Origin of the sequence: Pedobacter sp. UBA5917 (assembly GCF_002432345.1) — a bacterium.
Classification (GTDB): domain Bacteria; phylum Bacteroidota; class Bacteroidia; order Sphingobacteriales; family Sphingobacteriaceae; genus Pedobacter.
Genome location: NZ_DJDT01000127.1, coordinates 1 through 26,325 on the forward strand (window position 1 = coordinate 1; position 26,325 = coordinate 26,325).

Annotated in this window: 28 protein-coding genes; 26 read left to right on the top strand and 2 right to left on the bottom strand. The window is 38.6% G+C overall.

The genetic code is table 11. From position 1 onward, the window contains the following. Positions 1-57 precede the first annotated feature (57 nt). The 24 genes from B2V92_RS07595 to B2V92_RS07710 all read left to right on the top strand — a co-directional run bounded on the left by B2V92_RS07595 (position 58) and on the right by B2V92_RS07710 (position 21,522). Entirely contained in the window at positions 58-285 is a 228-nt protein-coding gene (locus B2V92_RS07595; RefSeq protein WP_293306460.1) for a hypothetical protein, read from the top strand. 7 nt (positions 286-292) lie between these two features. Then, entirely contained in the window at positions 293-1,189 is an 897-nt protein-coding gene (locus B2V92_RS07600) for a PstS family phosphate ABC transporter substrate-binding protein (protein ID WP_293306462.1), read from the top strand. A gap of 83 nt (positions 1,190-1,272) precedes the next feature. Then, on the top strand, positions 1,273-2,991 hold the full coding sequence (locus B2V92_RS07605; RefSeq protein WP_293306464.1) for a tetratricopeptide repeat protein: 1,719 nt from the start codon (positions 1,273-1,275) through the stop codon (positions 2,989-2,991). 82 nt (positions 2,992-3,073) lie between these two features. Continuing rightward, on the top strand, positions 3,074-3,445 hold the full coding sequence (locus tag B2V92_RS07610) for an NADH-quinone oxidoreductase subunit A (RefSeq protein ID WP_113949920.1): 372 nt from the start codon (positions 3,074-3,076) through the stop codon (positions 3,443-3,445). 229 nt (positions 3,446-3,674) lie between these two features. Next, complete coding sequence (locus B2V92_RS07615; RefSeq protein WP_025146324.1) at positions 3,675-4,217, top strand: NADH-quinone oxidoreductase subunit B; 543 nt, start codon at positions 3,675-3,677, stop codon at positions 4,215-4,217. Further along, positions 4,217-4,717, top strand: coding sequence for an NADH-quinone oxidoreductase subunit C (locus B2V92_RS07620; RefSeq protein ID WP_293306471.1), 501 nt, complete (start codon positions 4,217-4,219; stop codon positions 4,715-4,717). The genes B2V92_RS07615 and B2V92_RS07620 overlap by 1 nt, the downstream gene beginning before the upstream one ends. Positions 4,718-4,720: 3 nt before the next feature. Beyond that, positions 4,721-5,935 (top strand): NADH-quinone oxidoreductase subunit D, encoded by a 1,215-nt coding sequence (locus tag B2V92_RS07625; RefSeq protein WP_293306473.1) that lies wholly within the window; start codon positions 4,721-4,723, stop codon positions 5,933-5,935. Further along, positions 5,928-6,443: a complex I 24 kDa subunit family protein gene (gene nuoE, locus B2V92_RS07630; RefSeq protein WP_293306475.1), complete on the top strand. Its 516-nt coding sequence runs from the start codon at positions 5,928-5,930 to the stop codon at positions 6,441-6,443. The genes B2V92_RS07625 and nuoE overlap by 8 nt, the downstream gene beginning before the upstream one ends. Positions 6,444-6,518: 75 nt before the next feature. Further along, complete coding sequence (gene nuoF, locus B2V92_RS07635; protein WP_113949924.1) at positions 6,519-7,886, top strand: NADH-quinone oxidoreductase subunit NuoF; 1,368 nt, start codon at positions 6,519-6,521, stop codon at positions 7,884-7,886. Positions 7,887-8,037: 151 nt separating this feature from the next. Continuing rightward, positions 8,038-8,580 (top strand): ORF6N domain-containing protein, encoded by a 543-nt coding sequence (locus B2V92_RS07640; protein ID WP_293306479.1) that lies wholly within the window; start codon positions 8,038-8,040, stop codon positions 8,578-8,580. 66 nt (positions 8,581-8,646) lie between these two features. After that, positions 8,647-9,657 (top strand): 2Fe-2S iron-sulfur cluster-binding protein, encoded by a 1,011-nt coding sequence (locus B2V92_RS07645; protein WP_293306481.1) that lies wholly within the window; start codon positions 8,647-8,649, stop codon positions 9,655-9,657. Continuing rightward, on the top strand, positions 9,657-10,712 hold the full coding sequence (gene nuoH / locus B2V92_RS07650; protein WP_293306483.1) for an NADH-quinone oxidoreductase subunit NuoH: 1,056 nt from the start codon (positions 9,657-9,659) through the stop codon (positions 10,710-10,712). Before B2V92_RS07645 ends, nuoH begins: the two co-directional genes overlap by 1 nt. Positions 10,713-10,714: 2 nt before the next feature. Beyond that, a complete protein-coding gene (locus B2V92_RS07655) occupies positions 10,715-11,218 on the top strand; it encodes a NuoI/complex I 23 kDa subunit family protein (RefSeq protein WP_090504254.1) in 504 nt (167 codons plus the stop codon). A gap of 107 nt (positions 11,219-11,325) precedes the next feature. Continuing rightward, the gene (locus tag B2V92_RS07660) at positions 11,326-11,829 is read left to right on the top strand and encodes an NADH-quinone oxidoreductase subunit J (protein WP_293306490.1); all 504 of its coding nucleotides are present in this window, start codon (positions 11,326-11,328) and stop codon (positions 11,827-11,829) included. Then, a complete protein-coding gene (nuoK, locus tag B2V92_RS07665) occupies positions 11,829-12,158 on the top strand; it encodes an NADH-quinone oxidoreductase subunit NuoK (RefSeq protein WP_055908793.1) in 330 nt (109 codons plus the stop codon). The genes B2V92_RS07660 and nuoK overlap by 1 nt, the downstream gene beginning before the upstream one ends. Before the next feature lie 19 nt (positions 12,159-12,177). Beyond that, positions 12,178-14,070 carry an NADH-quinone oxidoreductase subunit L gene (nuoL, locus tag B2V92_RS07670; protein ID WP_293306541.1) on the top strand — a complete coding sequence of 631 codons (1,893 nt, stop codon included), beginning with the start codon at positions 12,178-12,180 and terminating at the stop codon, positions 14,068-14,070. Between the two features lie 20 nt (positions 14,071-14,090). Beyond that, positions 14,091-15,554: a complex I subunit 4 family protein gene (locus tag B2V92_RS07675; protein ID WP_293306496.1), complete on the top strand. Its 1,464-nt coding sequence runs from the start codon at positions 14,091-14,093 to the stop codon at positions 15,552-15,554. Positions 15,555-15,557: 3 nt separating this feature from the next. Then, positions 15,558-16,931 carry an NADH-quinone oxidoreductase subunit N gene (locus tag B2V92_RS07680; RefSeq protein ID WP_293306498.1) on the top strand — a complete coding sequence of 458 codons (1,374 nt, stop codon included), beginning with the start codon at positions 15,558-15,560 and terminating at the stop codon, positions 16,929-16,931. Between the two features lie 47 nt (positions 16,932-16,978). Further along, positions 16,979-17,638, top strand: coding sequence for a DedA family protein (locus tag B2V92_RS07685; RefSeq protein ID WP_293306500.1), 660 nt, complete (start codon positions 16,979-16,981; stop codon positions 17,636-17,638). A 2-nt stretch (positions 17,639-17,640) separates the two neighbouring features. Continuing rightward, on the top strand, positions 17,641-18,192 hold the full coding sequence (locus tag B2V92_RS07690) for an inorganic diphosphatase (protein ID WP_183765702.1): 552 nt from the start codon (positions 17,641-17,643) through the stop codon (positions 18,190-18,192). Beyond that, complete coding sequence (locus B2V92_RS07695) at positions 18,192-19,598, top strand: hemolysin family protein (protein ID WP_293306504.1); 1,407 nt, start codon at positions 18,192-18,194, stop codon at positions 19,596-19,598. Before B2V92_RS07690 ends, B2V92_RS07695 begins: the two co-directional genes overlap by 1 nt. An 8-nt stretch (positions 19,599-19,606) precedes the next feature. Next, positions 19,607-20,311, top strand: coding sequence for a 16S rRNA (uracil(1498)-N(3))-methyltransferase (locus B2V92_RS07700; protein WP_293306506.1), 705 nt, complete (start codon positions 19,607-19,609; stop codon positions 20,309-20,311). Positions 20,312-20,433: 122 nt separating this feature from the next. Then, positions 20,434-21,018 (top strand): DUF4159 domain-containing protein, encoded by a 585-nt coding sequence (locus tag B2V92_RS07705; RefSeq protein WP_293306543.1) that lies wholly within the window; start codon positions 20,434-20,436, stop codon positions 21,016-21,018. A gap of 3 nt (positions 21,019-21,021) precedes the next feature. After that, positions 21,022-21,522, top strand: a complete 501-nt coding sequence (locus B2V92_RS07710; RefSeq protein WP_293306508.1) for an acetyl-CoA carboxylase biotin carboxyl carrier protein subunit — start codon at positions 21,022-21,024, stop codon at positions 21,520-21,522. A gap of 141 nt (positions 21,523-21,663) precedes the next feature. Here the strand turns inward: B2V92_RS07710 and B2V92_RS07715 are convergent, their stop codons facing one another. After that, a complete protein-coding gene (locus B2V92_RS07715) occupies positions 21,664-23,358 on the bottom strand; it encodes an SUMF1/EgtB/PvdO family nonheme iron enzyme (RefSeq protein WP_293306510.1) in 1,695 nt (564 codons plus the stop codon). A 663-nt stretch (positions 23,359-24,021) separates the two neighbouring features. Here B2V92_RS07715 and porV point away from each other — a divergent pair. Further along, the gene (gene porV, locus B2V92_RS07720; RefSeq protein ID WP_293306512.1) at positions 24,022-25,212 is read left to right on the top strand and encodes a type IX secretion system outer membrane channel protein PorV; all 1,191 of its coding nucleotides are present in this window, start codon (positions 24,022-24,024) and stop codon (positions 25,210-25,212) included. Positions 25,213-25,269: 57 nt separating this feature from the next. Further along, positions 25,270-25,749: a 2-C-methyl-D-erythritol 2,4-cyclodiphosphate synthase gene (gene ispF / locus B2V92_RS07725; protein ID WP_293306514.1), complete on the top strand. Its 480-nt coding sequence runs from the start codon at positions 25,270-25,272 to the stop codon at positions 25,747-25,749. On the opposite strand, the gene B2V92_RS07730 is transcribed toward ispF, so the two are convergent. Further along, positions 25,750-26,208 carry a hypothetical protein gene (locus tag B2V92_RS07730; protein ID WP_293306516.1) on the bottom strand — a complete coding sequence of 153 codons (459 nt, stop codon included), beginning with the start codon at positions 26,206-26,208 and terminating at the stop codon, positions 25,750-25,752. It abuts the gene before it with no gap. Between the last annotated feature and the right edge of the window lie 117 nt (positions 26,209-26,325).

The following is a 26,325-nucleotide window of genomic DNA, read 5'->3' on the forward strand; positions in this document are numbered from 1 at the left end:
GCCGGTAAGGGTAAAATACAACATCAACGTTAACTTTACATTGAACTAAAATAGTAGATGTTAAATTTTGATATTTTTAAGCAAAAATCGCCTAAACAGCGGTTTTTGCTCATTTTAGGCCTTGTCATGTTTGTATTTTACGTGGTTTTGGGCTTCGCATTCATCTTTTACGAACCAATTGCTTTGCGTTTACCCTCTATTCCGCAATGGGGCCGTATCGCAATAGGTATCTTCCTGATTATTTATGCTTTTGTAAGATTATTAAGCCTGGGTAGGCGCGATTAATTCATTGATGAGAAATTTCCTTTTTATATTATGTGTACTTGCTCTGGTATCCTGTAAGCGTAAAGCCAAAACAGATGCGGTTAAAGAAACTCGCACCAGCGGTACACTAAAAATGTTGGTTGATGAAAGCGTTGGCCCGATTGTACAAGATCAGATTGATATATTCAACCTTGATTATCCGCAGGCTAAATTTCAGCTTACCGTTAAACCTGAAGAAAAACTTTTACCGGCTTTTTTGAACGATAGCGTAAGGGTAATTGTTTTGCCAAGGTTATTAACCAAAGCAGAAGAAAAATATTATAATCAACGTAATATCAAAATTAATACTTCGCGTTTTGCTGTAGATGGCATTGCTTTAATTACCAACCAGGGCAATATTGATAGTACTATTACCGTTAAAGAGGTGATCGATATATTACAGGGGAAGAAATCAGATAAAAAATTGGTGTTCGATAACGCTTATTCAAGCACTTTTCAATACTTTAAAGAACTGGCTAAAATCAGTCAATTTCCAGCTACAGGTGTTTACTCTAAAAATTCAAGCAAAGAAGTAATCAAACTTATTGCAGAAGATAAAAATTTTATTGGTATTTTGGGCGTAAATTGGATTGCAGATCAGAATACGGAAGCAAGCGAATACCTCTCGCAGGTAAAAGTATTGGGGGTTAAAAATCTGAAAGGCAAAGTTGGAGATGACCAGTTTTACAAACCAACCCAGGATAATTTGATCAATGGTGTTTATCCTTTCTTACGAAATATAAATATTATTGATTGTGAAGGCAGGGATGGTTTAGGCACAGGATTTGCAACATGGTTAAGAAGTCAGAGAGGACAATTGATTGTACTTAAATCTGGACTCGGTCCGCATAAGTTAATGCCGAGGGAGCTTCACCTGACAAAGTGAAATTAAATTAAAAAATTATAAATTGAACCACGAAGTAAATCTAAAGAGACACTTCATTTTTATTAAAAAAAACAGAATATCCGATGAAAATTTTAAAGAAAGCAATAACCTTAAATGTAGGTTTGGTGTTGATGGGTTCTGCAGTTTTTGCTCAAGATTTAAATGACGCGAAAAAAGCCATTGACGCTGAACAGTACCAAAAAGCATCATCAGTGCTTAAATCGTTGGTGAGCTCAAAAGCATCAGATGGTAATAACTATTACAATCTTGGCTTGGTTTACTTAAAAACCGGTTATATCGACTCAGCCAGAGCGGTATTTACCAAAGGTGTTACCGCTGATCCTAAAAACAATTTAAACATAATTGGTTTAGGTGAAGCAGATATGTTGGAGAACAATCCAACTTCGGCCAAAACTAATTTTGATAAAGCTGTTGCTTTGGCGCCAAAAGATTACAAAACTTATCTGTACATCGGTAAGGCTTATTTAGCACAGGACAAACCTAGTGATGACGTATCTAAACCGGATTTTACGAATGCATTGGCCAACATTACAAAAGCTGATGAGTTAGATTCGAAAGATAAAGATGCAGAAGTTTTCTTGGCATTGGGTGATGCTTATGCATTACAAAAGAAAAACTCTGAGGCTTTAGGACCTTATTTCCGTGTAAACGATATCGATCCTACCAACAGAAGGGCTAAAACCCAGATTGGTAAGATGTATAAGGAATCAAGGGCGTTTCCTGAAGGTGAAAAAGAATTACAGGATGTAATTGCAGCTGATGCAAATTATGGTCCTGCTTACCGTGAGTTAGGCGAGCTTTATTTACAATGGAGTAGCTTTGGTACAGATAAAGAAAAAGCTGCAAAAGCGATTGAGAACTATAAAAAATACATGGATTTAACTGATAAATCTTTAGAATCTCAATTACGTTATGCACAGTTCTTATTCTATGCAAAAGATTTCCCAACTTTAGAGCAAGTAGCAACTACAATACAAGCTCCAGCTAATGATCCTAAAAGTGCTATCGTTTCCAGAATGAAAGGTTGGGCTGCATACGAAAACAAAAACTATCCAGCGGCTTTAACCAGCATGAATGAGTTTTTTGCTAAAGAGAAAGATCCAAATAAAATTTTAGGATTTGACTATTTATATTTGGGTAAAGCGCAATTAAAAGCTGGCCAAGATAGTTTAGCCTTGATCAACATTACTAAAGCGGTTGAAAAAGATTCAACAAATGCTGATGCATTAGCTGAGGTTGCTAAAAGTTTTTATGATGCAAAAAAATATGCTAAATCTGCTGAAATTTACGAAAAAGCAATAAAAGCGAATCCAAAAGGTAAAGGATCACTTTACAACTATTATTATAATGCGATGGCAAACTATTTTGACTATGCTGCAAAGTTAACTGCAAAACAAAATCCATCAAAAGATATCCTAGTAAGAGCTGATTCTTCGATTGCTAAAGTAACTCAGATCTCACCAGAAACTTACGATGCTTATTTAACTAGAGCTCGTATCAACAGTTTAATGGATGACGATAAAGATCCGAAAGGCTTAATGTTGCCTTTCTACGAAGAGTATATTAAAAAGATTACCGAAAAACCTGAATTAGCTACAGCAAATGCTAAGAAATTATCTGAAGCTTATGATACTATCGGTGGTTACTATTACTACAAAGACAAAGAAAAAGCTAAAGAATATTTTAACAAAAGTGTAGCCGTTTATCCAAGTGGAACTTTTGCAGCTGCTAAGTTAAAAGAATTAGCAGCACCTGCACCAGCAAAAGGTAAAGGCAAATAATTAACAAGTTAAATAATTTAGAAAAGGCAGAGTTTGGTTACTCTGCCTTTTTCTTTTATTTTTGCACCATAAAATAAATAATATGCAAGCGCAAAGTTCTTCTATAGATTTTTTACCAATTATATTTCAGGTAATAGTGGCTTTAGGTTTCGTGGTAACCACATTGGTTGCTACCCACTTATTGGGACCAAAACGTAAAACCGCCGATAAACTGGAAACTTTTGAAGCTGGCATTAAATCAGTAGGTAATGCCCGTCAGCCATTCTCTATCAAATATTTCGTTGTAGCCATTTTATTCGTGCTTTTCGATGTGGAGGTAATCTTTATGTATCCATGGGCGGTTAATTTCCGTGCGTTAAAAATGGATGGTATGATTGAAATGTTCATTTTTATGGGCACTTTGTTGTTAGGATTCATCTACGTAATCAAGAAAAAAGTTTTAGACTGGAACTAATCAGTTAGCAGTTTTAAGTTAACAATTGTTGGTTAATAACCTGCGGTTTATAGGCTGTAAACTGAAAATTATCAACTGCAAACTGAAATGTGTATCCCTTACACTATCTACAACCGCTTTCAGTTATTTAGAAAGGTTCTAAATCTGGTAAAGCTAGTTTAATTGCCTTTAAAATATTGTAAATTTGTTGCTCATTCTGCAAAGGGATGAGCATTTTTTGTTTATAAACATGAGTGAAATTAATATAGTTGATGCGCCTCCAGGAACCGAAGGACCTGGCTATTTTGCCACTTCCTTAGATAAGGTGATTGGTTTGGCCCGCTCAAATTCATTATGGCCGTTGCCTTTCGCAACTTCTTGTTGCGGTATCGAGTTTATGGCTACCATGGGATCACATTACGATTTAGGTCGTTTTGGTGCCGAACGCTTAAGCTTTTCTCCACGTCAGGCCGATGTTTTAATGGTAATGGGAACCATCGCTAAAAAGATGGCTCCGGTACTAAAACAGGTTTATATCCAAATGGCAGAGCCACGTTGGGTAATGGCAGTTGGTGCCTGTGCAAGCAGTGGTGGTATTTTCGATACTTATTCTGTACTGCAGGGTATTGATGAGGTGATTCCGGTAGACGTTTACGTTCCGGGCTGCCCACCAAGACCTGAAGCCATTTTAGATGGTTTTCAGCGTATCCAGGATTTAGTGAGAAACGAATCAGGCAGAAGACGGAATTCTGATTATTACAAAGAACTTTTAGGTCAATACGGCATTAAATAATGGAAGAAACGACACTAAATAACGACATCCACGTTAAGCTTACTGAAAGGTTTGGCGAAAAAATTACTGCCGTTTCTGAGCCTTATGGTTTATTAACCTTTGTAACCTATAAAGATGTTATCATCAATGTGCTTTCGCATCTTAAAGAAGAACTAAAATTTAATTTCCTTACCGATATTACAGCAGTTCATTACCCTGGTAAAGACCATGGTATTGCTGTTGTTTACCATTTGCACAACATGGTAGAAAAAGTAAGGATCAGGATTAAGGTTTTTATTTCTGAACAAAATCCAACCATCCCAACCGCAACAACCGTATGGAAAGGTGCCAACTGGATGGAGCGCGAAACTTACGATCTGTTTGGGGTTAAATTTGAAGGTCACCCTGATTTACGCCGTATTTTAAATATGGACGATTTAGGTGTTCATCCGATGTTGAAACAATACCCATTGGAAGATCCGAACAGAGTAGATAAAAAAGACGAATTTTTTGGAAGGTAAACTATGAATCATAACCATCCGGTATTTACAGATAACGACCCGCAAAGTGAGCTGGTAACCTTAAACTTAGGTCCAACGCACCCTGCAACCCACGGCGTTTTTCAAAATGTTCTGCAATTAGATGGCGAACGTATTGTTAGCGGCGTTTCTACTATTGGGTACATTCACCGTGCTTTCGAAAAGATTGCCGAACACCGCCCTTTTTATCAGATTACACCACTTACCGACCGTTTAAACTACTGTTCTTCGCCTATCAACAATATGGGCTGGCACATGACGGTTGAGAAGTTGTTAAATATTAAAATGCCAAAACGTGTAGATTATCTGCGCGTTATTGTAATGGAGCTTTCGCGTATTGCCGACCACATTATCTGTAACACGATTATCGGTCAGGATACAGGAGCAACTACAACTTTCCTTTATTTATTCCAGTTCCGCGAGCATATTTACGAAATCTTTGAAGAGGTTTGTGGTGCACGTTTAACTACGAATATTGGTCGTATCGGTGGTTTCGAAAGAGATTTCAACGATATCGCTTTTGCGAAAATCAACAAGTTTTTAAAAGAGTTTCCGGTTGCGTTAAAAGAGTTCGAAAACCTGTTAACCCGTAACCGTATTTTTATCGATAGAACAGCTGGGGTGGCAGAGGTAACCAAAGAAACTGCTTTGGAATACAGCTGGACAGGCCCGCTTTTGCGCGCTACCGGTGTAGATTATGATGTGCGTGTAAGCGATCCATATTCTTCTTACCAGGATTTTGATTTCGAGGTTCCGGTGGGTACAAGTGGTGATATTTACGACAGGTATCTGGTACGTAACGAAGAAATGTGGCAGAGTTTGCGCATAGTTGAGCAGGCGATTGAAAAATTAAAATCAGAACCAAAAGGTATTTTCCATGCCGATGTTCCTGAATTTTACCTTCCTCCAAAACAGGAAGTTTACAACAATATGGAAGCGTTGATCTATCACTTCAAAATTGTGATGGGCGAAATTGATGCTCCAAAAGCAGAAGTATATCACGCTGTAGAAGGCGGAAATGGCGAATTGGGATTCTATCTGATCAATGATGGAGGTCGCACACCTTACCGTTTACACTTCCGCAGACCAAGTTTTATAAACTACCAGATGTTTGCACCAATGAGCGAAGGCATGTTATTGTCTGATGCCATTATCAACATGAGTAGTATGAATATTATTGCAGGAGAATTAGATGCTTAAAGTAGAAGAACAAACACCTGTAGCGTTTTCATCAGAATTGCTGGCCAAATTTGATGATGTGAAGAGCCGTTACCCTGAGGGTAAACAAAAATCGGCCCTGTTACCACTTTTGCACTTAGTGCAGGCAGAATTCCTTTGGGTTCCTACTTCGGCTATGGATAAAATTGCCGAATACCTGAACATTCAGCCAATTGAAGTTTACGAGGTAGCAACATTTTATACCATGTACTTTTTAAAACCGCAGGGTAAGTATGCTCTGGAGGTATGTCGTACCGGTCCGTGCTGTTTGGTAGGTGCCGAAAAGATATTAAGCCACTTGGAAAACAAGTTGGGCGTTAAGGAAGGTGAAGTTACAGCTGATGGTTTATTCAGCTTTAGAGGGGTTGAGTGTTTGGCGGCCTGTGGTTATGGCCCGGTATTGCAGATCAGCCCTGAATATACTTTCTACGAAAACCTTACTGAGGCAAGTGTAGATAAATTGATTGAAGATTTGAAAAATAAGTCCTAAGTCCTAAGTCTTAAGTCATGGGTCGTTTTGATTCAGGACTAAGGACTATTGACTGCAGACTATAGACTAATTAAAATGTCTCGAAAACTGTTACTTGAGCATATAAACGTACCGGGCATCAATACACTTGAGGTCTATCGCCAAAAAGGCGGGTACCGTGCTGTGGAAAAAGCCCTGAAAACCTTAACACCTGAAGAGATTGTTGAAGAGGTAAAAAAATCGGGCTTACGCGGTCGCGGAGGTGCGGGTTTCCCAACCGGGATGAAATGGAGTTTCTTGGCCAAACCAGAGGGTGTTGCACGTTATTTGGTGTGTAATGCTGATGAATCTGAGCCGGGAACTTTTAAAGACCGTTATTTAATGACCTACATTCCCCACGCATTAATCGAGGGAATGATTGTATCGAGTTTCGCATTGGGTGCTAAGGTTTCTTACATCTACGTGCGTGGCGAGATGATGCCACAGATCCGCATTTTAGAAAAAGCAATTGCTGAAGCTAAAGCTGCCGGATGGTTGGGTAAAAACATTTTGGGTACAGGTTACGATCTCGAGTTATATGTTCAGCCGGGTGGTGGTGCTTATATCTGCGGTGAAGAAACTGCATTGTTAGAATCGCTTGAAGGTAAAAGAGGTAATCCACGTATTAAGCCACCGTTTCCGGCAATTGCAGGTTTATATGGTTGTCCAACGGTTGTAAATAATGTGGAATCCATTGCTGCAGTTGTGCCGATTATCAATGATGGTGGCGATGAATATGCAAAAATCGGTATCGGTAGAAGTACAGGTACAAAATTAATATCTGCATCTGGTAATTTAGTAAAACCGGGTGTTTACGAAATTGAGCTTGGTTTACCGGTAGAAGAATTTATCTACTCTGACGAATATTGTGGTGGTATTGCCAATGGCAAACGCTTAAAAGCTACAGTTGCAGGTGGATCTTCAGTTCCTGTGTTACCGGCAAATTTAACGCTAAAACTAGCTAACGGCGAACCACGTTTAATGAGTTACGAATCATTATCAGAAGGTGGTTTTGCAACCGGAACCATGTTGGGCTCTGGTGGTTTTATCGCTTTTGACGAAGATCAATGTATCGTTCGTAATACGTGGAATTTCTCGCGTTTTTATCACCACGAAAGTTGCGGGCAGTGTTCGCCTTGCCGTGAAGGTACAGGATGGATGGAAAAGGTATTGCACAAAATCGAACATGGGCATGGAACCATGGAAGATGTTGATTTATTGTGGGATATCCAACGTAAAATTGAAGGAAACACCATTTGTCCGTTGGGTGATGCAGCGGCCTGGCCGGTTGCCAGTGCTATCCGTCACTTCAGGGATGAATTTGAATGGCACATTAAAGAACCGGTTAAAAGCCAGAGCCAAAACTATGGCATTGCAAATTATGCAACGCCGATTGAAAAAGCTCCGGTAACCGAGGAGAAATAAATCTTAAGGTCACAATTTGTGACCTTAAGATCATTAGAATTTATAAAAAGCGCTTCGGTTCGTGTCTTAACGAAACGAAAGCAGAAAATAAATCCTAAGGTCGCAAATTTCGACCTTAGAAAAAGTTTAACTTAACACTAAGAATATGTAAATGAAAGAAGAATTAACATCCGTAATTGTCCCAAACGAAGTAATTATTAATAAAATATATCTTTTCCGGGGAGTTAAGGTGATGTTGGATTCGGATTTGGCAGAGCTCTTTGGTGTTGAGACAAAAAAATTAAAGCAACAGGTTAGAAGAAACATAGAACGCTTCCCGGAGCACTTTATGTTCGAATTAACAAAAGAAGAAAACGAAATCTTAAGGACGCAAATTGCGACCTTAAGACACGGACAACATTCAAAGTACCTCCCGTTTGCATTTAGCGAACATGGTATTTTGCAACTATCAAATGTTTTAAAAAGCAAACTGGCGGTAGAAGTAAGTATTAAAATTATTGATGTATTTGTGCAGCTTAGAACAATGGTTTTAAGTAATACGGAGATCAGGTTAGAAGTAGAAAGAATAAAAAAGAAGGTAGACAATCAGGATAAAAATATTGAAGTTATCTTCAAGTATTTTGATGAATTACTAGAACAGCAACAACGGCCAAGAAAAGAAATTGGTTATAAAATCCCGAAAGGGAATAGTTAATATAGATACAATTGATTCGTGTTGACACGAACCAAGACGAAAAAAAATAAAAGAATATCATTAACCATGAGTGAAAAAGTTAAGGTTACGATAGATGGAATAACAGTAGAGGTTGACAACGGAACAACCATTCTGAATGCTGCAAGGCAGATCGGAGGGGAAATTGTGCCGCCTGCAATGTGCTATTATTCTAAATTACAGGGCAGTGGCGGTAAATGCCGTACCTGCATTGTAAAAGTGACTAAAGGTTCGGAAAAAGATCCTCGCCCAATGCCAAAATTGGTAGCTTCTTGCCGTACCACGGTAATGGACGGGATGGAAGTGCTTAACATTACTTCTCCGGAAGTTTTGGAAGCACGCGCCGGTGTTGTAGAGATCCTGTTGATTAACCACCCTTTAGATTGCCCTGTTTGCGATCAGGCTGGAGAATGTGATTTACAGAATCTGGGTTACGAACATGGTTTGCAAAAAACTCGTTATGAGTTTGAGCGCCGTACTTTCGAACGTATCGATATAGGTGATAAAATCCAGCTGCACATGAACCGTTGTATCCTGTGCTACCGTTGCGTTTTTACAGCTGATCAGATTACCAATAAGCGTGTTCATGGTATTTTAAACCGTGGCGATCATTCCGAAATTTCTACGTATATCCAACATGCTGTTGATAACGATTTCTCCGGAAACGTAATCGATGTTTGTCCGGTAGGTGCTTTAACCGATAAAACTTTCCGTTTTAAAAACCGTGTTTGGTTTACCAAACCTGTTGATGCGCACCGCAATTGCGATCACGAAAAGTGCAACGGTAAAGTAACCCTTTGGTATAAAGGAGCCGATGTATTGCGTGTTACTGCACGAAAAGATCTGTTTGGCGAGGTTGAAGAGTTTATCTGCAATACCTGCCGTTTTGATAAAAAAGCTACAGCTGATTGGGTAATCGAACATCCAACACATATTGATGATACTTCGGTAATTGCATCAAACCACTACGAAACATTAATCCCTTTGCACGTAATCCAGCCAAATGCTGCTTTACAGGCTGCAAATGAAGTTGAATTACATAAAACAGTTAAATACTAATGGATAGCGCTTTTGTTATAGAAAAATTTATCCTGGTAGCTGTAATTTTCGGCATCAGTTTGGTAATTGCCATGTATTCTACTTATGCTGAACGTAAAGTTGCTGCATATTTACAGGATCGTTTAGGTCCGGATAGAGCCGGTCCCTTTGGTATTTTACAGCCATTGGCCGATGGGGTGAAAATGTTTATGAAGGAAGAAATTATTCCTGCTACCTCAAACAGATGGTTATTTATTGTTGGGCCTGGTTTGGCATTACTTTGTGCCTGTATCGGTACAGCGGTTATTCCATGGGGTACCCCGATAGAAATCGGTGGTAAAACTATTCCTTTACAGGTTACCGATATCAACGTAGGTGTTTTATACATTTTTGGTGTGGTTTCGTTAGGTGTTTATGGCGTAATGATCGGCGGATGGGCCTCAAATAACAAATACTCTTTGTTAAGTGCTATCCGTGCGGCTTCACAGAACATCAGTTATGAAATTGCAATGGGATTATCGATCATTGCTTTATTACTGGTAACCAACTCGCTAAGTTTAAAAGAAATTGTAGACAAGCAACATGGTTTTTGGGCAAATGGCTGGTTTACCTGGTATTTCTTCAAACAACCGCTGGGCTTTATCATTTTTATGGTATGCTCTTTTGCTGAAACCAACCGTGCCCCATTCGATTTACCTGAATGTGAAACTGAATTGATCGGTGGTTATCATACCGAATATTCGTCAATGAAATTAGGTTTTTACCTGTTTGCCGAATACATTAATATGTTTGTTTCGTCAGCAGTAATGGCCACTTTATATTTCGGAGGTTTTAATTATCCGTTTATGGATTTAGCAGTTACCCATTTGGGCCAGAATTGGGCTTCAATTATTGGGGTATTTGCTTTATTCGGTAAAATCTGTGGTTTCATCTTTTTCTTCATGTGGGTACGTTGGACAATCCCTCGTTTCCGTTACGATCAGTTGATGAACTTGGGTTGGAAAGGTTTAATACCTTTGGCTATTGCCAATATTATAATAACAGGTGTTGTGATTGCGATTATTGAGAAGTTTTAATTATGGAATCATTAAGTAATAAGAAAAAAGTACTGGAACAAAAGCCATTGAGCTTTATGGAACGGATGTACCTACCGGCAATTGCCAAGGGTATGGGCATTACCATCAGTCACTTATTTAAAAAAGAGGCTACCGTAAGATATCCTGAAGTAGAACGCGAATTCTCGACCAACTTTAGGGGAATGCACTCGCTTAAACGCGACGAAAACGGTAAAGAACGTTGTACCGCATGCGGTTTATGTGCTTTATCTTGTCCGGCGGAGGCCATTACCATGATCGCTGCAGAGCGTAAGCCTGAAGAAAAACATTTATATCGAGAGGAAAAATACGCAGCAACATACGAAATCAACATGTTGCGTTGCATTTTCTGTGGATTATGTGAAGAAGCCTGCCCTAAAGAGGCAATTTACCTTGATGGACCAATTGTACCTGCCGATTATTTACGTAAGGATTTTATTTATGGTAAAGACAAGTTGGTAGAGGCTCCATTGGAAATGAAAAAATAGTATATAGAATCGTCATGCTGTCCCGAAGTTTCGGGATCAGCATCTTTTAAGCAAGACCCTGAAATAAATTCAAGGTGACGAAAACAAATAAAACAAATAACAAATTAATGAGTACACAAGTATTCTATTTCGTAGCCACATTAAGTATCATCTTTTCACTGATGGTGATTTTTGCAAAAAATCCGATCCACAGTGTATTGTACTTAATCCTTACCTTTTTCACCTTCACTGTTCATTATGTGCTGTTAAATGCACAGTTTTTGGCGGTGGTAAACTTTATTGTTTATATGGGGGCAATTATGGTACTTTTTCTTTTCGTACTGATGTTGCTTAACCTGAACAAAGATACCGAGCCAAGTAAATCGCCGCTGATCAAAATTGTTGGTGTAATTGCAGGTGGATGTTTGGTGGTAACCTTAATCGGTTCTTTAAAATCGGCAAGCATTAACAGTCCGTTGATTTTGAAAAACCAGGGTTTGGGATTGGTAGAAAATTTAGGTAAAGAGCTTTTTGGCCCCTTCTTATTACCGTTCGAATTATCATCTCTATTACTGTTGGCAGCAATGGTTGGAGCCGTTTTATTATCTAAAAGAGATGAGGTAGAAGCATAATGGAAAATTTAACATCACAACTTCAGGGCGTTCCGCTAAACCACTACATCTATTTAAGCGCCATTATTTTTTCTATTGGCGTAATCGGTGTACTTACCCGCAGAAATGCCATCGTAATCTTTATGTCGGTTGAGCTGATGCTTAATGCCGTTAACTTACTTTTAACTGCTTTTTCGGTTCATAGCAACGACCCATCCGGACAGGTTTTCGTATTCTTCATTATGGCTTTGGCAGCTGCAGAGGTTGCAGTAGGGCTGGCCATTATCGTAATGGTTTACCGCAATACGAAATCGATAGATATTAATGTTTTAAATCGCCTTAAGTGGTAAATATATAATAAGAATGACAATAGAACAATTGATTTGGTTGGTTCCTTTACTTCCTCTTTTGGGGTTTGTAATTAATGGACTGGGCAGAAACTCTCTATCTAAAGGACTTGTTGGTATTATCGGAAGCGGGGTTATCCTGGCATCCTTTATCATCAGCGTAGTTATTTTCTTTAGTTTACAAGGCGGAACACAAAAATCTCACGAAGTATTTTTATTTGATTGGATCAGTGCAGGTGCATTGCATATCCCATTATCTTTTCTGGTTGATCCTTTAAGTTCGATCATGCTGCTGATCATTACCGGAATCGGTTTTCTGATCCACTTATATTCTACCAGTTACATGCACGACGATGCCGGCTTTGGTAAGTTTTTCGCTTACTTAAACCTGTTTGTATTCTTTATGCTTTTATTGGTGCTGGGTTCAAACTACATCGTTATGTTTATCGGCTGGGAAGGTGTAGGTTTATGCTCATACTTATTGATCGGTTTCTGGTTTACCAACAGCGCTTACGCATCGGCAGCCAAAAAAGCTTTTGTAATGAACCGTATCGGTGATTTGGGCTTTTTATTAGGTGTGTTTTTAATCTTCAATACTTTTGGAAGTGTTGAATTCTCTAAAGTTTTCCCTATTGCAGCTACTGGAAATACAGATACTTTGGTTTTAATCACCATTTTGTTGTTTATCGGTGCCTGCGGTAAATCGGCCCAGTTGCCATTGTTTACCTGGCTACCTGATGCAATGGCCGGACCAACGCCTGTTTCAGCATTGATCCACGCTGCAACCATGGTAACCGCTGGTATTTATATGATTGCCCGTTCGAGCGTATTGTTCGATCTTGCACCACTTACCCAGCACATCATTGCTATTGTTGGTGCAGCAACGGCTTTAATCGCTGCAATTATTGCCTTAACACAAACCGACATTAAAAAAGTATTGGCTTATTCAACCGTATCGCAATTGGGCTATATGTTTTTAGGCTTGGGCGTTGGCGCTTATACAGGTTCATTTTTCCACGTATTAACACACGCATTCTTTAAAGCATTATTGTTTTTGGGCGCTGGTTCGGTTATCCATGCCATGCACCACGAACAGGATATGCGCCACATGGGTGGATTAAGAAAAAAACTTCCAATTACTTTTTTGACCATGTTAATCGGTACTATTGCCATAGCAGGTTTACCACCGTTCTCGGGTTTCTTCTCTAAAGATGAAATTTTGGCACACGCTTTCCAAGCGAGTCCTATTCTTTGGGCTGTTGGGGTGTTAACTGCATTCTTAACCGCATTTTATATGTTCAGGATGATGTTCTTAACTTTCTCCGGAAAATACCGTGGAACGCATCACGAAGAAAGCCATATTCACGAGTCTCCAACAGCAATGACCCTGCCTCTAATCATTTTGGCTATTCTAGCTGCATTCGGTGGAGCAATTAATTTTCCCCATGTTTTTGGTGGAAACGAGTGGTTGGCACACTGGTTAGCTGGCGCAGGCGTTTCGCAAAAGCAAGAACTGGAGCTAAGTCACTCAACTGAATATTCATTGATGGGTGTTTCGGTAGCAGCTGCCGTAATTGCTTTATTATATGCCTATGCCAGATATGTAAAAGGAGCCCGCGTTCCTGTTGCTGATGAAGCACCACGTTCGCCATTGGCAAAATTATCGTACAATAAATTTTATCTGGATGAAATTTACGATTTCATCATCACTAAACCTTTGGATGCATTATCGAAATTCTTCTACAGGATTATCGATAACAAATTCATCGATGGAATTGTGAACGGATTGGGCTGGAGTACAAACGAAGCCAGTAAGGGTATCCGTTTGTTACAGAGTGGAAACGTAGGTTTCTATATATTTATGATGGTATTCGGTATCGTCGCATTGCTATTATATACATTTTTATACATATAAAAAGGGTTCAAAATTAAATAATGGAACAACTTTTACTACTTATATTTTTACCGCTTGTAGGTGCAATTATTACTGCATTTGCTGGTAAGTCGGCTAAAATTGTTTCTACCGTGTTTTCGGTAGCTTCTTTAGTGCTGGCTTTGGTTATCGCCTGTAATTTCATTCCAAATGCAAGTACCCAATTTGAGGTTAACCTGCCATGGATTGCTGATTTAGGCATCAATTTCCATGCGGGTATCGATGGTATTAGCTTATTGGTGGTATTGCTTACCAATTTATTGGTGCCGATTATCATTTTATCGAGCTACAACCACGAGTATAAAAATCCGGCTGCATTTTATGCACTGATTTTATTTATGCAAACCGGTTTATTATTGGTATTTACCGCGTTGGATGCTTTCTTATTCTACATCGGATGGGAAGCTGCATTAATACCGATTTATTTTATCTGTGCCATTTGGGGAGGAAAAGACCGTATCCGCATTAACATGAAGTTTTTTGTGTATACCATTGCAGGTTCTTTATTTATGTTGATGGGTATTATTTACCTGTACCTTCAAAACCCTGCACATAATTTCGATATCCAGGCATTTTATGCTTTAAATTTAGATAGTACACAGCAGGGATGGATTTTTTGGGCTTTCTTTATCGCTTTTGCCATTAAGATGCCTGTTTTTCCTTTCCACACCTGGCAACCCGATACTTATACGGCCGCTCCTACACAGGGAACCATGCTGTTATCAGGTATTATGCTAAAAATGGGTATTTACGGAGTAATCAGATGGTTATTGCCGATTGTTCCATTTGGTGTTCGCGATTGGGGGCAAGTAGCCATTGTATTATCCATTATCGGTATTGTTTATGCCTCGCTGATTGCTTTTACACAAAAAGATGCAAAACGTTTGGTGGCTTATTCATCTATCGCTCACGTAGGATTAATCGCTGCAGGTATATTTGCATTTAACCAACAGGGTATGCAGGGTGCAATGGTACAGATGTTGAGTCACGGTATTAACGTAGTAGGTTTATTCTTTGTGCTTGATATTATCTTTAACAGGGTAAAAACAAATAAGATTGAAGAGCTTGGTGGAATTGCAAAAGTTGCGCCTCAATTGGCCATTACTTTCCTGATTATTGTTTTAGGAACAGTAGCTTTACCCGGAACAAACGGATTTATCGGTGAATTTTTATTGCTGATGGGCGTTTATAACTACGGTATCTGGGCAGCTGCCATTGCAGGTTTAACCATCATTTTCGGAGCGGTTTACATGTTACGCATGTACCAGAATGTAATGCTTGGCCAAACCAACAGTTTAACCATCACTTTCACCGACATTAAAGGAACCGAAAAATTGGTTCTTTATACCATTTGTGCATTAATTATTGTTTTGGGTGTTTACCCGAAACCGGTTTTGCACTTAACAGAGGCATCTGTACAACACTTATTAGAACAGGTAAATCAAAAATTAAACACAGTAAATTAAGCAATGAATATTATTATAACCATTAGTATAACAGCTTTTATAGTGCTTTATGCAGGTTTGTTTAAGGCAAATAAAGCATTACTACCACTTACCGTTGTTGGCTTACTTACTGCATTAGGATTTACTTTCTACTCATGGAATGGCAATGTTGTTCACTTCGGAATGATGCAGACCGATAACTTTGCCCTCGCATTTTCTGGCGTTTGTATTGTGGGTACACTTTTGATCTTTTTATTAACACAAAATTATTTTCACGCTAAAAGCGATAACATAGCCGAATATTATACCCTGATCCTTTTCGCACTTGCCGGGATGATTATGATGGTATCGTATAAAAACATGGCCATGCTGTTTGTAGGCTTAGAGATCATGTCGGTAAGTTTATATATCCTTGCCGGTATCCGCAAAAAGGATTTTGCCTCAAATGAAGCTTCGTTAAAATATTTCCTGATGGGTGCTTTCTCAACAGGCTTTCTATTATTTGGTATTACCCTGATTTACGGTGCTACAGGTTCATTCGATTTAGATAAGATCCAGGCTTACCTGGTTAACAATACCAATTCAGTTTCGCCGATATTTTATCCTGGAGTAATCCTGATGATGATTGGCCTTTGTTTTAAAGTAGGTGCCGCTCCTTTCCATTTCTGGACACCAGATGTGTACGAAGGTTCTCCATCTTTGATCACTACTTTTATGAGTACTGTGGTTAAAACGGCTGGTTTTGCTGCTTTTTTAAGGCTGTTTGCCGGGGCCTTTGCGCCACTTCACGATTTCTGGGTTGTTCCTTTAACGGTTATTGTTTGTTTAACCTTATTTATCGGAAACGTAACTGCCCTGTTTCAAAAGAATTTTAAACGCATGTTGGCATACTCCAGTATCTCGCATGCAGGTTACCTGTTATTTTCGCTGATCGTACTGACTAAAAACTCGGAAAGTAATGTATTAGTTTATGCAGCGGCTTATACTTTTGCATCTATTATTGCCTTTGCGGTATTGATTCTGGTTAAACAAAAAACTGGCAGCGATAGCTTCGAAAGCTTTAATGGTTTGGGTAAGAAAAATCCTTTGGTGGCATTATCTTTAACTGTTGCCATGCTTTCGTTAGCTGGTATTCCTTTAACTGCTGGTTTCATCGGGAAATACCTGATGTTCCTGAATGTAATGACCGAGTATAAGTCGTTACTGGTTGGCTTTGCCATTTTAAATGCCCTGGTTGGTTTCTACTACTACTTTAAGGTAATTGTGGCCATGTGGTTTAAAGATGGCGCAGAAACAGAGCTTTCTACTCCTGCACAATACAAAATTGTGTTGCTGGTATCAGTAGTAATTACACTAATTTTAGGTATTTATCCTGCAGTTATTTTAAACCTGATATAGGTATGCTGTTGTTTAATAATTATTTGTAGTTTTACGAATAATTGAATATGCACGATTTTTGGAATAACCTGCATCAACTACTTGACCCCGAAAAATTATTGAGGGAGGGCGGTTTCTATCTCGTTATGTTCGTAATCTATGCAGAGACAGGCCTCTTTTTTGGTTTTTTTCTTCCTGGCGATTATCTGCTGTTTTTAGCCGGAATGTTTGTTGCAACCGGCAAATTGGATGTAAACATTGCAGTCCTTTTAGCGGGTCTTTGTATTGCGGCAGTTTCAGGTAATTTTACCGGATATTGGTTTGGTCGAAAAACAGGGCCGGTATTGTACACCAGAAAAGACAGTTTCTTTTTTAAGAAACGTTATTTAAAGGCCGCCGAAGATTATTACAACAAACAAGGTGCTTTTGCACTGATTATGGGAAGGTTTGTGCCGATTGTGAGAACTTTTGCACCGATTTTTGCTGGTGTTGTAAAACTCGATTTTAAAAAGTTCGCACTGTACAATATTGTAGGGGGCGTACTTTGGATCTGTTCCCTAACCTTACTGGGCTATTTTTTAGGCAAAAGGTTCGAAAAAGAAATTACCGATTATTTATTATATATTATTATTGGCTTTATCCTTATTACAACTATACCATTATTAATTACCTTTGTAAAAAGAAAAGTAGTGAGTGGTCCTGAAGAGGATAAAACAGATTTAAATTAAAAATGGCAAAAGACGAAACCCACGCGTGGCATAGCGTATCCCCTGGAAAAAACGTTCCGGAAATTGTTAACGCAATTATTGAAATTCCTAAAGGTTCAAAAGCAAAATACGAAATAGATAAAGAATCAGGTCTGATTAAATTGGATAGGGTTCTTTTTTCATCAGTAATGTACCCGGCAAACTATGGTTTTATTCCGCAAACTTATTGCGATGATAAAGATCCATTAGATATTTTAGTACTTTGTTCAGTGGATGTATATCCGATGACATTGATCGAAGCGAAAGTTGTAGGTGTAATGCACATGGTTGATAACGGAGAACAGGATGATAAAATTATTGCTGTTGCCGCGCATGATATGTCGGTAAACTACATCAACGATTTAGATGAATTACCTCCGCACCAAATGAAAGAAATTGTTCGTTTCTTTCAGGATTATAAAGCATTAGAGGATAAAAATGTAACCATCGAACATTTACTTGGTGTTCGTTACGCGCACAAAGTAATTAAAGAAAGTATAGAACTTTATAACACAACATTTAGAGAATTAGCTTAATGGATTTACCCACGGTCTGTTTGTTTTTAAATTCGGAGTTAAGTACAATATTGGTAGCCTTACAGGAACCAGATACTGGATCGGTTGGCTGGCGCTTGTTCTTCGCACTATTTTTGGTGCTATTAAATGGTTTTTTTGTGGCAGCAGAGTTTGCCATCGTAAAAGTCCGCGCATCACAAATAGAAATTAAAGCAAAATCGGGCAGTAGGGTAGGCAAAATGGCCAAAACCATTATCCATAATCTCGACGGTTATTTAGCGGCGACGCAATTAGGTATAACGCTTGCATCACTTGGCCTAGGTTGGGTTGGTGAAGGCGTTATGCATACTATCTTTAAAAATCTTTTCGATAGTTTAAATTGGGGCCTTAGCGATGCAAGTATCCACACCGCATCAACCATTGTGGCTTTCTCTTTAATCACCATCATGCACATTGTGTTTGGCGAATTGGCACCAAAATCATTCGCCATACAAAGACCAGTAGCAACAACACTGTTTGTTTCTGTTCCGCTACAGTTGTTTTATGTGGTTTTCCGCCCATTCATCTGGACACTCAATAGTCTTGCTTCAATTATCTTAAAACCTTTCGGTATCGATACCTCTGCAGGGCACGAATCTATCCACAGTACCGAAGAATTACAGTATCTGCTTGATCAGGGTAAAGAAAGCGGTGCGCTCGACAATAATGAGCATGAGCTGATCAAAAATGTGTTCGATTTTAACGAACGTGTAGTAAAAAATATTATGGTACCGAGAACCAAAATCTCGGGCATCGAATTAACTTCTCCTAAAGAGGAAGTAATAGATACCATTATTAAAGAAGGTTATTCCCGTTTACCTGTTTACGATGATGTAATGGATAAAATTGTGGGTATTATCCACGCAAAAGATATCCTGCCATTGGTAGCAGCGGGTAACCAAACCTGGACAGTTAATGATATTATCCGCAAGCCTTATTTCGTAACGGAAACTAAAAAAATCAATGATCTGATGAGCGAACTGCAAAGTAACCGCATTCAGATTGCCATTGTTTTGGACGAGTTTGGCGGTACGGCCGGTATGGTTACTTTAGAAGATATTGTTGAAGAACTGGTTGGCGAAATCCAGGATGAATATGATGAAGAAAAACCGCTGGTTGAAAAAGTTTCGGATAATGAATTTATCGTAAATGCATTTGCAACGGTTTATGATGTAAATGAACATTTACCGCACGATTTACCGGAAGATGAAGATTTTGATACCGTTGGCGGTTTGGTTTCGCACATTTTTGAGCGTATCCCCGAAGTTGGCGAAAGCAACGAATCGTACGGGTATCTGTTTACCATTCTTAAAAAAACTGAACAGAATATCGAAACCATCAAGTTAGAACTGGTAATTAATAAAGAAGATATGGTTGATAATCACTAATTTCAACGATGCATATTTTTTATACGCCAGATATCACCCAAAATACCTACACCCTTAACGAAGAAGAGAGTAAACATTGTGTAAGGGTATTACGTCTTACTGTAGGTTCAGTTGTAAATCTGGTTGATGGAAATGGCGGTTTTTATACTGCAGAAATTACTTCCGATAATCCTAAAAAGGTTTCATTAAATATATTAAATGTAGAAAAGGAATTTCATAAACGGAACCATTACCTGCATATCGCTGTTGCACCAACTAAAAATATCGACCGTATCGAATGGTTTTTAGAGAAAGCTACCGAACTCGGTATAGATGAAATTACTCCCATTATTACCGATCGCTCAGAGCGTAGGATAGTTAAAGAAGATCGCCTGAACAAAGTAATTACTTCTGCTGTAAAACAATCCATCAAAGCTTACCATCCGAAATTGAACGATGCCATTTCTTTTAACGACTTTTTAAAAGAACCGTTTGATGGAGAACAGCTGATTGCCCATTGTATCGATAACGGTGAAAAGCAATATATATCGAAATTGGTGGCTCCGCATCAAAAATATCTCATACTTATTGGTCCCGAAGGAGATTTCACACCCGAAGAAGTGAATTTGGCTTTGAACAAAGGCTTTAAAGCACTAACTTTAGGTGATAACAGGTTACGCACCGAAACCGCTGCGTTAGCTGTTTGTTTTGAAATCAATTACCTTAACCGATAGTAAGTTTGAAGTTTTCAAGTTCCAGTTTCCAGTTTTCAAAAATTGCAAGGCTCTCGGCTTTTTGCTTTGGTCTTTCTGCTTTGGTCTTCCTGCTTTTTGCTTTCATTCCACCAACTTACCGGATGGCCAAATTAAAATACAGCGGCGGTGGCGATTGGTACGCAGACCGTACTGCACTGCCCAATTTAATTTCCTATTGTAATACCAATCTTAAAACTAATTTTTATCCCGAAGAAAGCATTGTTGAAGTAGGATCAAAAGAAATTTTCAATTATCCTTTTATTTATATGACGGGGCATGGAAATGTGGTATTTAGCGATCAGGAAGTTAAAAATCTAAGGCAATACCTTACAGGTGGTGGTTTTCTACATATCGATGATAACTATGGTTTGGATAAATTTATCAGGCCACAGATGAAAAAAGTATTCCCTGAATTGAATTTTGTAGAATTACCTGCAGATCACGCGATATACAACCAGAAATTTAAATTCCCCAATGGTTTGCCAAAAATCCATGAGCATGATAATAAACGTCCGCAGGGATTTGCCCTGATTTATAAAGGCAGAGTGGTTTGTTATTATACTTATGAGTGCGATTTAGGCAACGGCTGGGAAGACTTTGGTACTTATCCTGAAGATACGCAGGAAACGCGCACAAAGGCACTTAAAATGGGCACAAACCTGGTTCAATATGCTTTAACCCAATAAGCCATGCATAAAGTAAAAGTAAACGGTCAGTTTTTATTCGAAGTAGAAGATAAAGATTCAGTCCTTTTGGTAAACGGAGATCCCATTCAGGTTGATCTGAGCAAAATTGGCAAGGATAGTACGCATGTTTTATATCAGAACAAGTCTTTCAATACAGAACTTATAGCGCTCAACAGGCAGGATAAAACCTGCAAAATAAAGGTTAATGGAAATATCTATCATATCAGCGTAGAAGATCAGTTTGATGCTTTATTAAAGCAACTCGGACTTGATAATTTGACTTCCAATAAAGTTTCTGAAATTAAGGCACCAATGCCTGGCCTGGTATTAAAAGTGCTGGTTGAAGAAAATGCTGAAGTGAAAAAAGGAGATAACCTACTTATCCTTGAAGCAATGAAGATGGAGAATATCATAAAATCATCAACCGATGGTATAGTTAAAAAGATATTGGTTAAACAGGGAGATAAGGTAGAGAAAAACCAGATCCTGGTTCAGTTTAAGTAAGTTTTTTTTATAATCAAAGAGTTTGGTATCGGGTCGTCACCCTGAATTTATTTCAGGGTCTTTTTAGCATGAAGATCGCCTTAAACTAATAACAAAATATAAAGCATAAAAAAAGTCCCGAGGTTATCGGGACTTTTTAATTTATTTACCTCTGCTAACCCTGTAAGGTTTTTGAGGTGGGTTTTTAAAACTTCTTTTTCCTGCAGTACTAATTTCAGGAGCACCAAGCATCGTCATGGCGCAACGGAAACCAACTTCTGCCGATGATTCATCCTGTTGCATAAAGCGGCGTGTTGCAGGGTTTAACCAGTAAGCCATATCATTCCACGAACCACCTTTATAAACCCTCGATTTATCGTTTACCAAGGTTACACCTTCCTCATTAAGTAAAAGCTTCTGGTTATCGCGGTAACCTCTTTGATCCGCCTGGTAGCTTGTAGCAGCTGTTGCTGTTGCTGTTGTAGCTTGAGGATCAGTCGATTTGGAAATCGAATCAGCACGTTTTGCCTGTGCCTGTTTCTCTGCCCAGGTTTGTTTTCTTCCTGAATATGCATTTTCCTTAATCGGGTTGCCGTATTTATCAAGTGCGATTTTTCCGTTCTGCGAATCTTCTAATTTTTTATTGGTGAAATAGTTACCGCGATATGGGTTAAACGCATCAGCATCGGTAAATGTTCCTGTTCTGTATACATCGTTTACCCATTCGTTAACGTTTCCGGCCATGTTGTACAATCCGAAATCGTTTGGTGTGTACTGGATTACCGGTACAGTTAAATCTCCTTTATCGTTTAATGAACCACCAACACCCATGTAATCACCCGGCGCACGTTTAAAGTTGGCCTGGATCATACCTCTGGTTTTTTTCTTAGCCGAACTCACACCCAAACCATTCCATGGATAAATTTTATTTTGATTAATGTTCTCGTATTCAGTATTACCGATTAAACCTAAAGCTGCATATTCCCACTCAGCTTCTGTTGGTAAACGGTAAGGCTGCATAATTACGCCATCTTCTAAAGTTGCATTTCTTCTAGGCTGGCCATTTTTGCCTGTGGTAGCCGTTGTTGTTCCGGCAGTAGTTGTGGCTGCGCCTGATTTGGTGTTGTAATCAATAGGTGCATTTTTACCTATATCATTGTACTGGCCATTTAAATACGTATCGGTATTAAAAGGTTTGTCTGGTTTGGGAGCAGCAGAAGCTGTTGCATTGTTGTTGTTCGCTTTTCCGTTACCTGCCAAAGTTTTGTAATCGGTTAAGATACCTTTTTCGCGCAAAATAAATTCGTTGGCTCTTGAAGTTCTCCACTCGCAATAACGTGAAGCCTGTTCCCATGAAACACCAACAACCGGATAATCGCGGTAGGCCGGGTGGCGAAGATAGTTATCTACGTAAGGTTCGTTATAAGATAGGGCACGGCGCCATACCAAAGTGTCGGGAAGTTCATTGTAATAATATTCGCGGTCTTCAGGAAAGTTATACCTGATCCAGTGCAAATATTCCAACCAATCGGTATTCGATACTTCGGTTTCATCCATATAAAAAGAAGGTACAGTAACCTGTCTTTTATAATTGTAGATGTTCGGCTCAACACCAGGTACCTCGATGGCACTGCCACCTACAACCAGAACCCCGCCTTCAATTGGGATCAAACCTGGCCCTGGCGCTCTTTTGTACTGAGTGGCCACAGCAAAAGCACCAGATTGGTTGTTTTTACTTTTCCTATCTGCATAAGGAATACCTGTTTTGCTTGAACTGTTTCCTCCTTTTGAGCTACAACTCGAAAGCAGGGCTGCCAATGATAAACAGGTAAAAGAATATAGTAATAGTTTTTTCATATAATACGTTGGGAATATCGACCTATAGGCATTCAGACGATAAAATTAAACAAATTTTAAATGATTATATAAATTATGTAACAATAAAATGCTGATTATATTTTTAAGCCATAACGTATTATTTTATGGCGTATTGTGTCTGTTTGTATTTTAAACGAAATTTGAGCTAAATAATTATAAATAAGCTAAATAAAATCTCATGTCGTTATTGTTGAGTATAATTTTTGGTTACTATAAATATAGGGAAAATTAACTTTACAGTCGGTTTTCTGTCTAGTAAACACTTGCTGAATCGAATTATCTGTGCGAAATAGCATAATCTCTTGGAAGTTGACGTTAAAATTAGTGTTCATCCATAAATTTTTAGTCTTCCAAACAGTTTAAAACCAAATCTGATCTTCATAAATCGACGGTTAGAAACTTTAGATCTGGATAATAGAAATACTTAATTGAATATAAAATCATCTATAAAAATATTTAATGTATTGTATTACAGTTAATTGTAATTTTGCTTGTCACACCCCCGTGTAAAAATAGTAGGTTTAATTAGTAAATAATCATAGAATTCGTAATTTGGTGAAATATAAGTTTTGGTTTTGCGTTACAGTATATATTCTGATTTATTGCTTAATACCGAAATCTAAAATTACGTACCTTTAAAGGATGAATTTCAAGTACATTAGTAAACTTGCTTTTTCTGCACTCTCAATGGCCTTGGTATTTGGTAAAACAAATGCCCAGGTAACCATAGGCAATACCCAGACAAACGGTAGCGAGTCGAATAATATTATAACGGCAGTTCCGTTTCTGCTCATTACACCCGATGCCCGTGCCGGAGCAATGGGCGATGCCGGCGTGGCCGTTGCCGGAGATGTAAATTCGGCCAGTATAAATGCTTCGAAACTTGCCTTTTTAGATAAACCCTATGGATTTTCCGTTTCTTACAGCCCATGGCTGAAGAATTTAGTGCCGGATATTAATCTTGCTTATTTAAGTGGCTTTTATAAACTCGACGACCGTAATACCATTGGCGCGTCGTTAAGGTATTTTTCTCTGGGCTCTATCCAGTTAACGGATATCAATCAACAGGATCTTGGTATTTCAAATCCAAACGAGCTGGCCTTTGATGTTTCTTTTGCCCGTAATTTTGGCGAAGAATTTTCTTTGGGTACCTCTTTAAGGTACATTAATTCCAATTTGGTTTCGGGGCAATTTTCTTCATCCGGACAGGTACATAGCGGAAACGCGGTAGCTGTTGATGTTTCGGGGTTATATAAAACATCTACAACACTTTTTGGCAAACAGGCTGTTCTTTCTGCAGGTGCGAATATCTCGAACATCGGAACGAAAATGAGCTATTCGGATGGTGGACAGAATTTCTTCCTGCCTACCAATTTTAAGCTCGGTGGCGCCTCTACCATTACCGTAGATGATTTTAGTACCATCACCTTTGCACTTGATTTTAATAAACTTTTGGTGCCAACCCAACCTATATACGATTCGAACAATAACATTGTAAGCGGTAAAGATCCTAACCGTTCGGTACCTGCCGGAATTTTTGGCTCGTTTAGTGATGCCCCAGGAGGTTTTAAAGAAGAACTGAAAGAAGTTGGCATTTCAACAGGTTTGGAATACTGGTATAATCAGCAGTTTGCCGTAAGGGCAGGTTATAATTACCAAAGCCCGATGAAGGGTGATAGTCGCTACTTTACATTGGGACTGGGCTTAAAATACAACGTTTTTAATATCGATTTCTCGTATTTAATTGCAAATGCGCAAACTAGTCCACTTGCAAATACCTTACGTTTTGGTCTATTGTTTAACTTTGGCGAAAAAAAGATCGTTAAAAAATAATTCAGCTCTTAAGTTGCATTAACTGATTAGCGTGTTAAACAATTAATCAAAATTTCCATGAAAATTAGAGTAGGCTTCGGCTTCGACGTTCATCAGTTAAAAGATCAGCATCCATTTGTTGTTGGCGGTGTTACATTGGATCATCATAAAGGTGCTTATGGACATTCTGATGCCGATGTTCTTCTACATGCCATTTGCGATGCCCTTTTAGGTGCCGCGAATTTACGGGATATCGGTTTCCACTTTAAAAATACGGACGACCGTTGGAAAGGCATCAGCAGCCTTATTTTATTGAAAGAAACGGTTAAATTATTGACTGAAAAAGGTTGGCAGGTAGGAAATATCGATGCCATGCTCTGCCTGGAAGCACCTAAAATTAATCCACATATCCCTGCCATGCAACAGCATATTGCTGATGCAATTGGTATTTCTACAGAAGATATTTCGATCAAGGCAACAACGAACGAACAGATGGGCTTTATCGGCAGGGAAGAAGGCGTTGTGGCTTATGCCGTTTGTTTAATCGAAAAGCGTTAATTAATTTTTTCTGGCCGTTAAATAAGAAATCGGTAAACCAATACAGAAAATCAGGATTACGGCATTTAAAATAACCTTTTCGGCGTGAAAGGGTGCTTGTGGTATTTTGGTGAGCGGAACAATTATTAAGTTCATAACCGTCCAAACAAGCAGCCCATAAATAATTCCAGATAATATAAAATGCTGTTTAAGCAAGGCTATTTTTGAGTCTGTAAACATGTAAAATAAGGTAAAGCTAAAGGTGATAATGTAGTGCAAAACTAAACCTATGAGCGCTGTTTTTATTCCTCCGGAAAAAGCTTCTTTCCCTAAAATGGCACTGGCGATATATTGGAATACACCGGTAAAATTCATTTTTGCCAGGAATATTACCGCTGCTAAACCATCTAAAGTTCCAGCAATGAAGGCGATTAACAATACCTTTTTAAATGAAAATGTGCTTTGGTTAGAATTTTCCATTAACAATAATAATTATTTTTTAAATGACTTAATTATTAATTGTTTATGTTTTTTAGAATTGTCATCCTGAGCTTGTCGAAGGATCTTCTTCAGAACGTTTATAGCGTTTCGACAAGC

What these genes read in the sequence shown, in the direction of transcription:
- B2V92_RS07595 (WP_293306460.1), top strand. Translation starts at nt 58, where the DNA reads ATGTTAAATTTTGATATTTTTAAGCAAAAATCGCCTAAACAGCGGTTT.
- B2V92_RS07600 (WP_293306462.1), top strand. Translation starts at nt 293, where the DNA reads ATGAGAAATTTCCTTTTTATATTATGTGTACTTGCTCTGGTATCCTGT.
- B2V92_RS07605 (WP_293306464.1), top strand. Translation starts at nt 1,273, where the DNA reads ATGAAAATTTTAAAGAAAGCAATAACCTTAAATGTAGGTTTGGTGTTG.
- B2V92_RS07610 (WP_113949920.1), top strand. Translation starts at nt 3,074, where the DNA reads ATGCAAGCGCAAAGTTCTTCTATAGATTTTTTACCAATTATATTTCAG.
- B2V92_RS07615 (WP_025146324.1), top strand. Translation starts at nt 3,675, where the DNA reads ATGAGTGAAATTAATATAGTTGATGCGCCTCCAGGAACCGAAGGACCT.
- B2V92_RS07620 (WP_293306471.1), top strand. Translation starts at nt 4,217, where the DNA reads ATGGAAGAAACGACACTAAATAACGACATCCACGTTAAGCTTACTGAA.
- B2V92_RS07625 (WP_293306473.1), top strand. Translation starts at nt 4,721, where the DNA reads ATGAATCATAACCATCCGGTATTTACAGATAACGACCCGCAAAGTGAG.
- nuoE (WP_293306475.1), top strand. Translation starts at nt 5,928, where the DNA reads ATGCTTAAAGTAGAAGAACAAACACCTGTAGCGTTTTCATCAGAATTG.
- nuoF (WP_113949924.1), top strand. Translation starts at nt 6,519, where the DNA reads ATGTCTCGAAAACTGTTACTTGAGCATATAAACGTACCGGGCATCAAT.
- B2V92_RS07640 (WP_293306479.1), top strand. Translation starts at nt 8,038, where the DNA reads ATGAAAGAAGAATTAACATCCGTAATTGTCCCAAACGAAGTAATTATT.
- B2V92_RS07645 (WP_293306481.1), top strand. Translation starts at nt 8,647, where the DNA reads ATGAGTGAAAAAGTTAAGGTTACGATAGATGGAATAACAGTAGAGGTT.
- nuoH (WP_293306483.1), top strand. Translation starts at nt 9,657, where the DNA reads ATGGATAGCGCTTTTGTTATAGAAAAATTTATCCTGGTAGCTGTAATT.
- B2V92_RS07655 (WP_090504254.1), top strand. Translation starts at nt 10,715, where the DNA reads ATGGAATCATTAAGTAATAAGAAAAAAGTACTGGAACAAAAGCCATTG.
- B2V92_RS07660 (WP_293306490.1), top strand. Translation starts at nt 11,326, where the DNA reads ATGAGTACACAAGTATTCTATTTCGTAGCCACATTAAGTATCATCTTT.
- nuoK (WP_055908793.1), top strand. Translation starts at nt 11,829, where the DNA reads ATGGAAAATTTAACATCACAACTTCAGGGCGTTCCGCTAAACCACTAC.
- B2V92_RS07675 (WP_293306496.1), top strand. Translation starts at nt 14,091, where the DNA reads ATGGAACAACTTTTACTACTTATATTTTTACCGCTTGTAGGTGCAATT.
- B2V92_RS07680 (WP_293306498.1), top strand. Translation starts at nt 15,558, where the DNA reads ATGAATATTATTATAACCATTAGTATAACAGCTTTTATAGTGCTTTAT.
- B2V92_RS07685 (WP_293306500.1), top strand. Translation starts at nt 16,979, where the DNA reads ATGCACGATTTTTGGAATAACCTGCATCAACTACTTGACCCCGAAAAA.
- B2V92_RS07690 (WP_183765702.1), top strand. Translation starts at nt 17,641, where the DNA reads ATGGCAAAAGACGAAACCCACGCGTGGCATAGCGTATCCCCTGGAAAA.
- B2V92_RS07695 (WP_293306504.1), top strand. Translation starts at nt 18,192, where the DNA reads ATGGATTTACCCACGGTCTGTTTGTTTTTAAATTCGGAGTTAAGTACA.
- B2V92_RS07700 (WP_293306506.1), top strand. Translation starts at nt 19,607, where the DNA reads ATGCATATTTTTTATACGCCAGATATCACCCAAAATACCTACACCCTT.
- B2V92_RS07705 (WP_293306543.1), top strand. Translation starts at nt 20,434, where the DNA reads ATGGCCAAATTAAAATACAGCGGCGGTGGCGATTGGTACGCAGACCGT.
- B2V92_RS07710 (WP_293306508.1), top strand. Translation starts at nt 21,022, where the DNA reads ATGCATAAAGTAAAAGTAAACGGTCAGTTTTTATTCGAAGTAGAAGAT.
- B2V92_RS07715 (WP_293306510.1), bottom strand. Translation starts at nt 23,358, where the DNA reads ATGAAAAAACTATTACTATATTCTTTTACCTGTTTATCATTGGCAGCC.
- porV (WP_293306512.1), top strand. Translation starts at nt 24,022, where the DNA reads ATGAATTTCAAGTACATTAGTAAACTTGCTTTTTCTGCACTCTCAATG.
- ispF (WP_293306514.1), top strand. Translation starts at nt 25,270, where the DNA reads ATGAAAATTAGAGTAGGCTTCGGCTTCGACGTTCATCAGTTAAAAGAT.
- B2V92_RS07730 (WP_293306516.1), bottom strand. Translation starts at nt 26,208, where the DNA reads ATGGAAAATTCTAACCAAAGCACATTTTCATTTAAAAAGGTATTGTTA.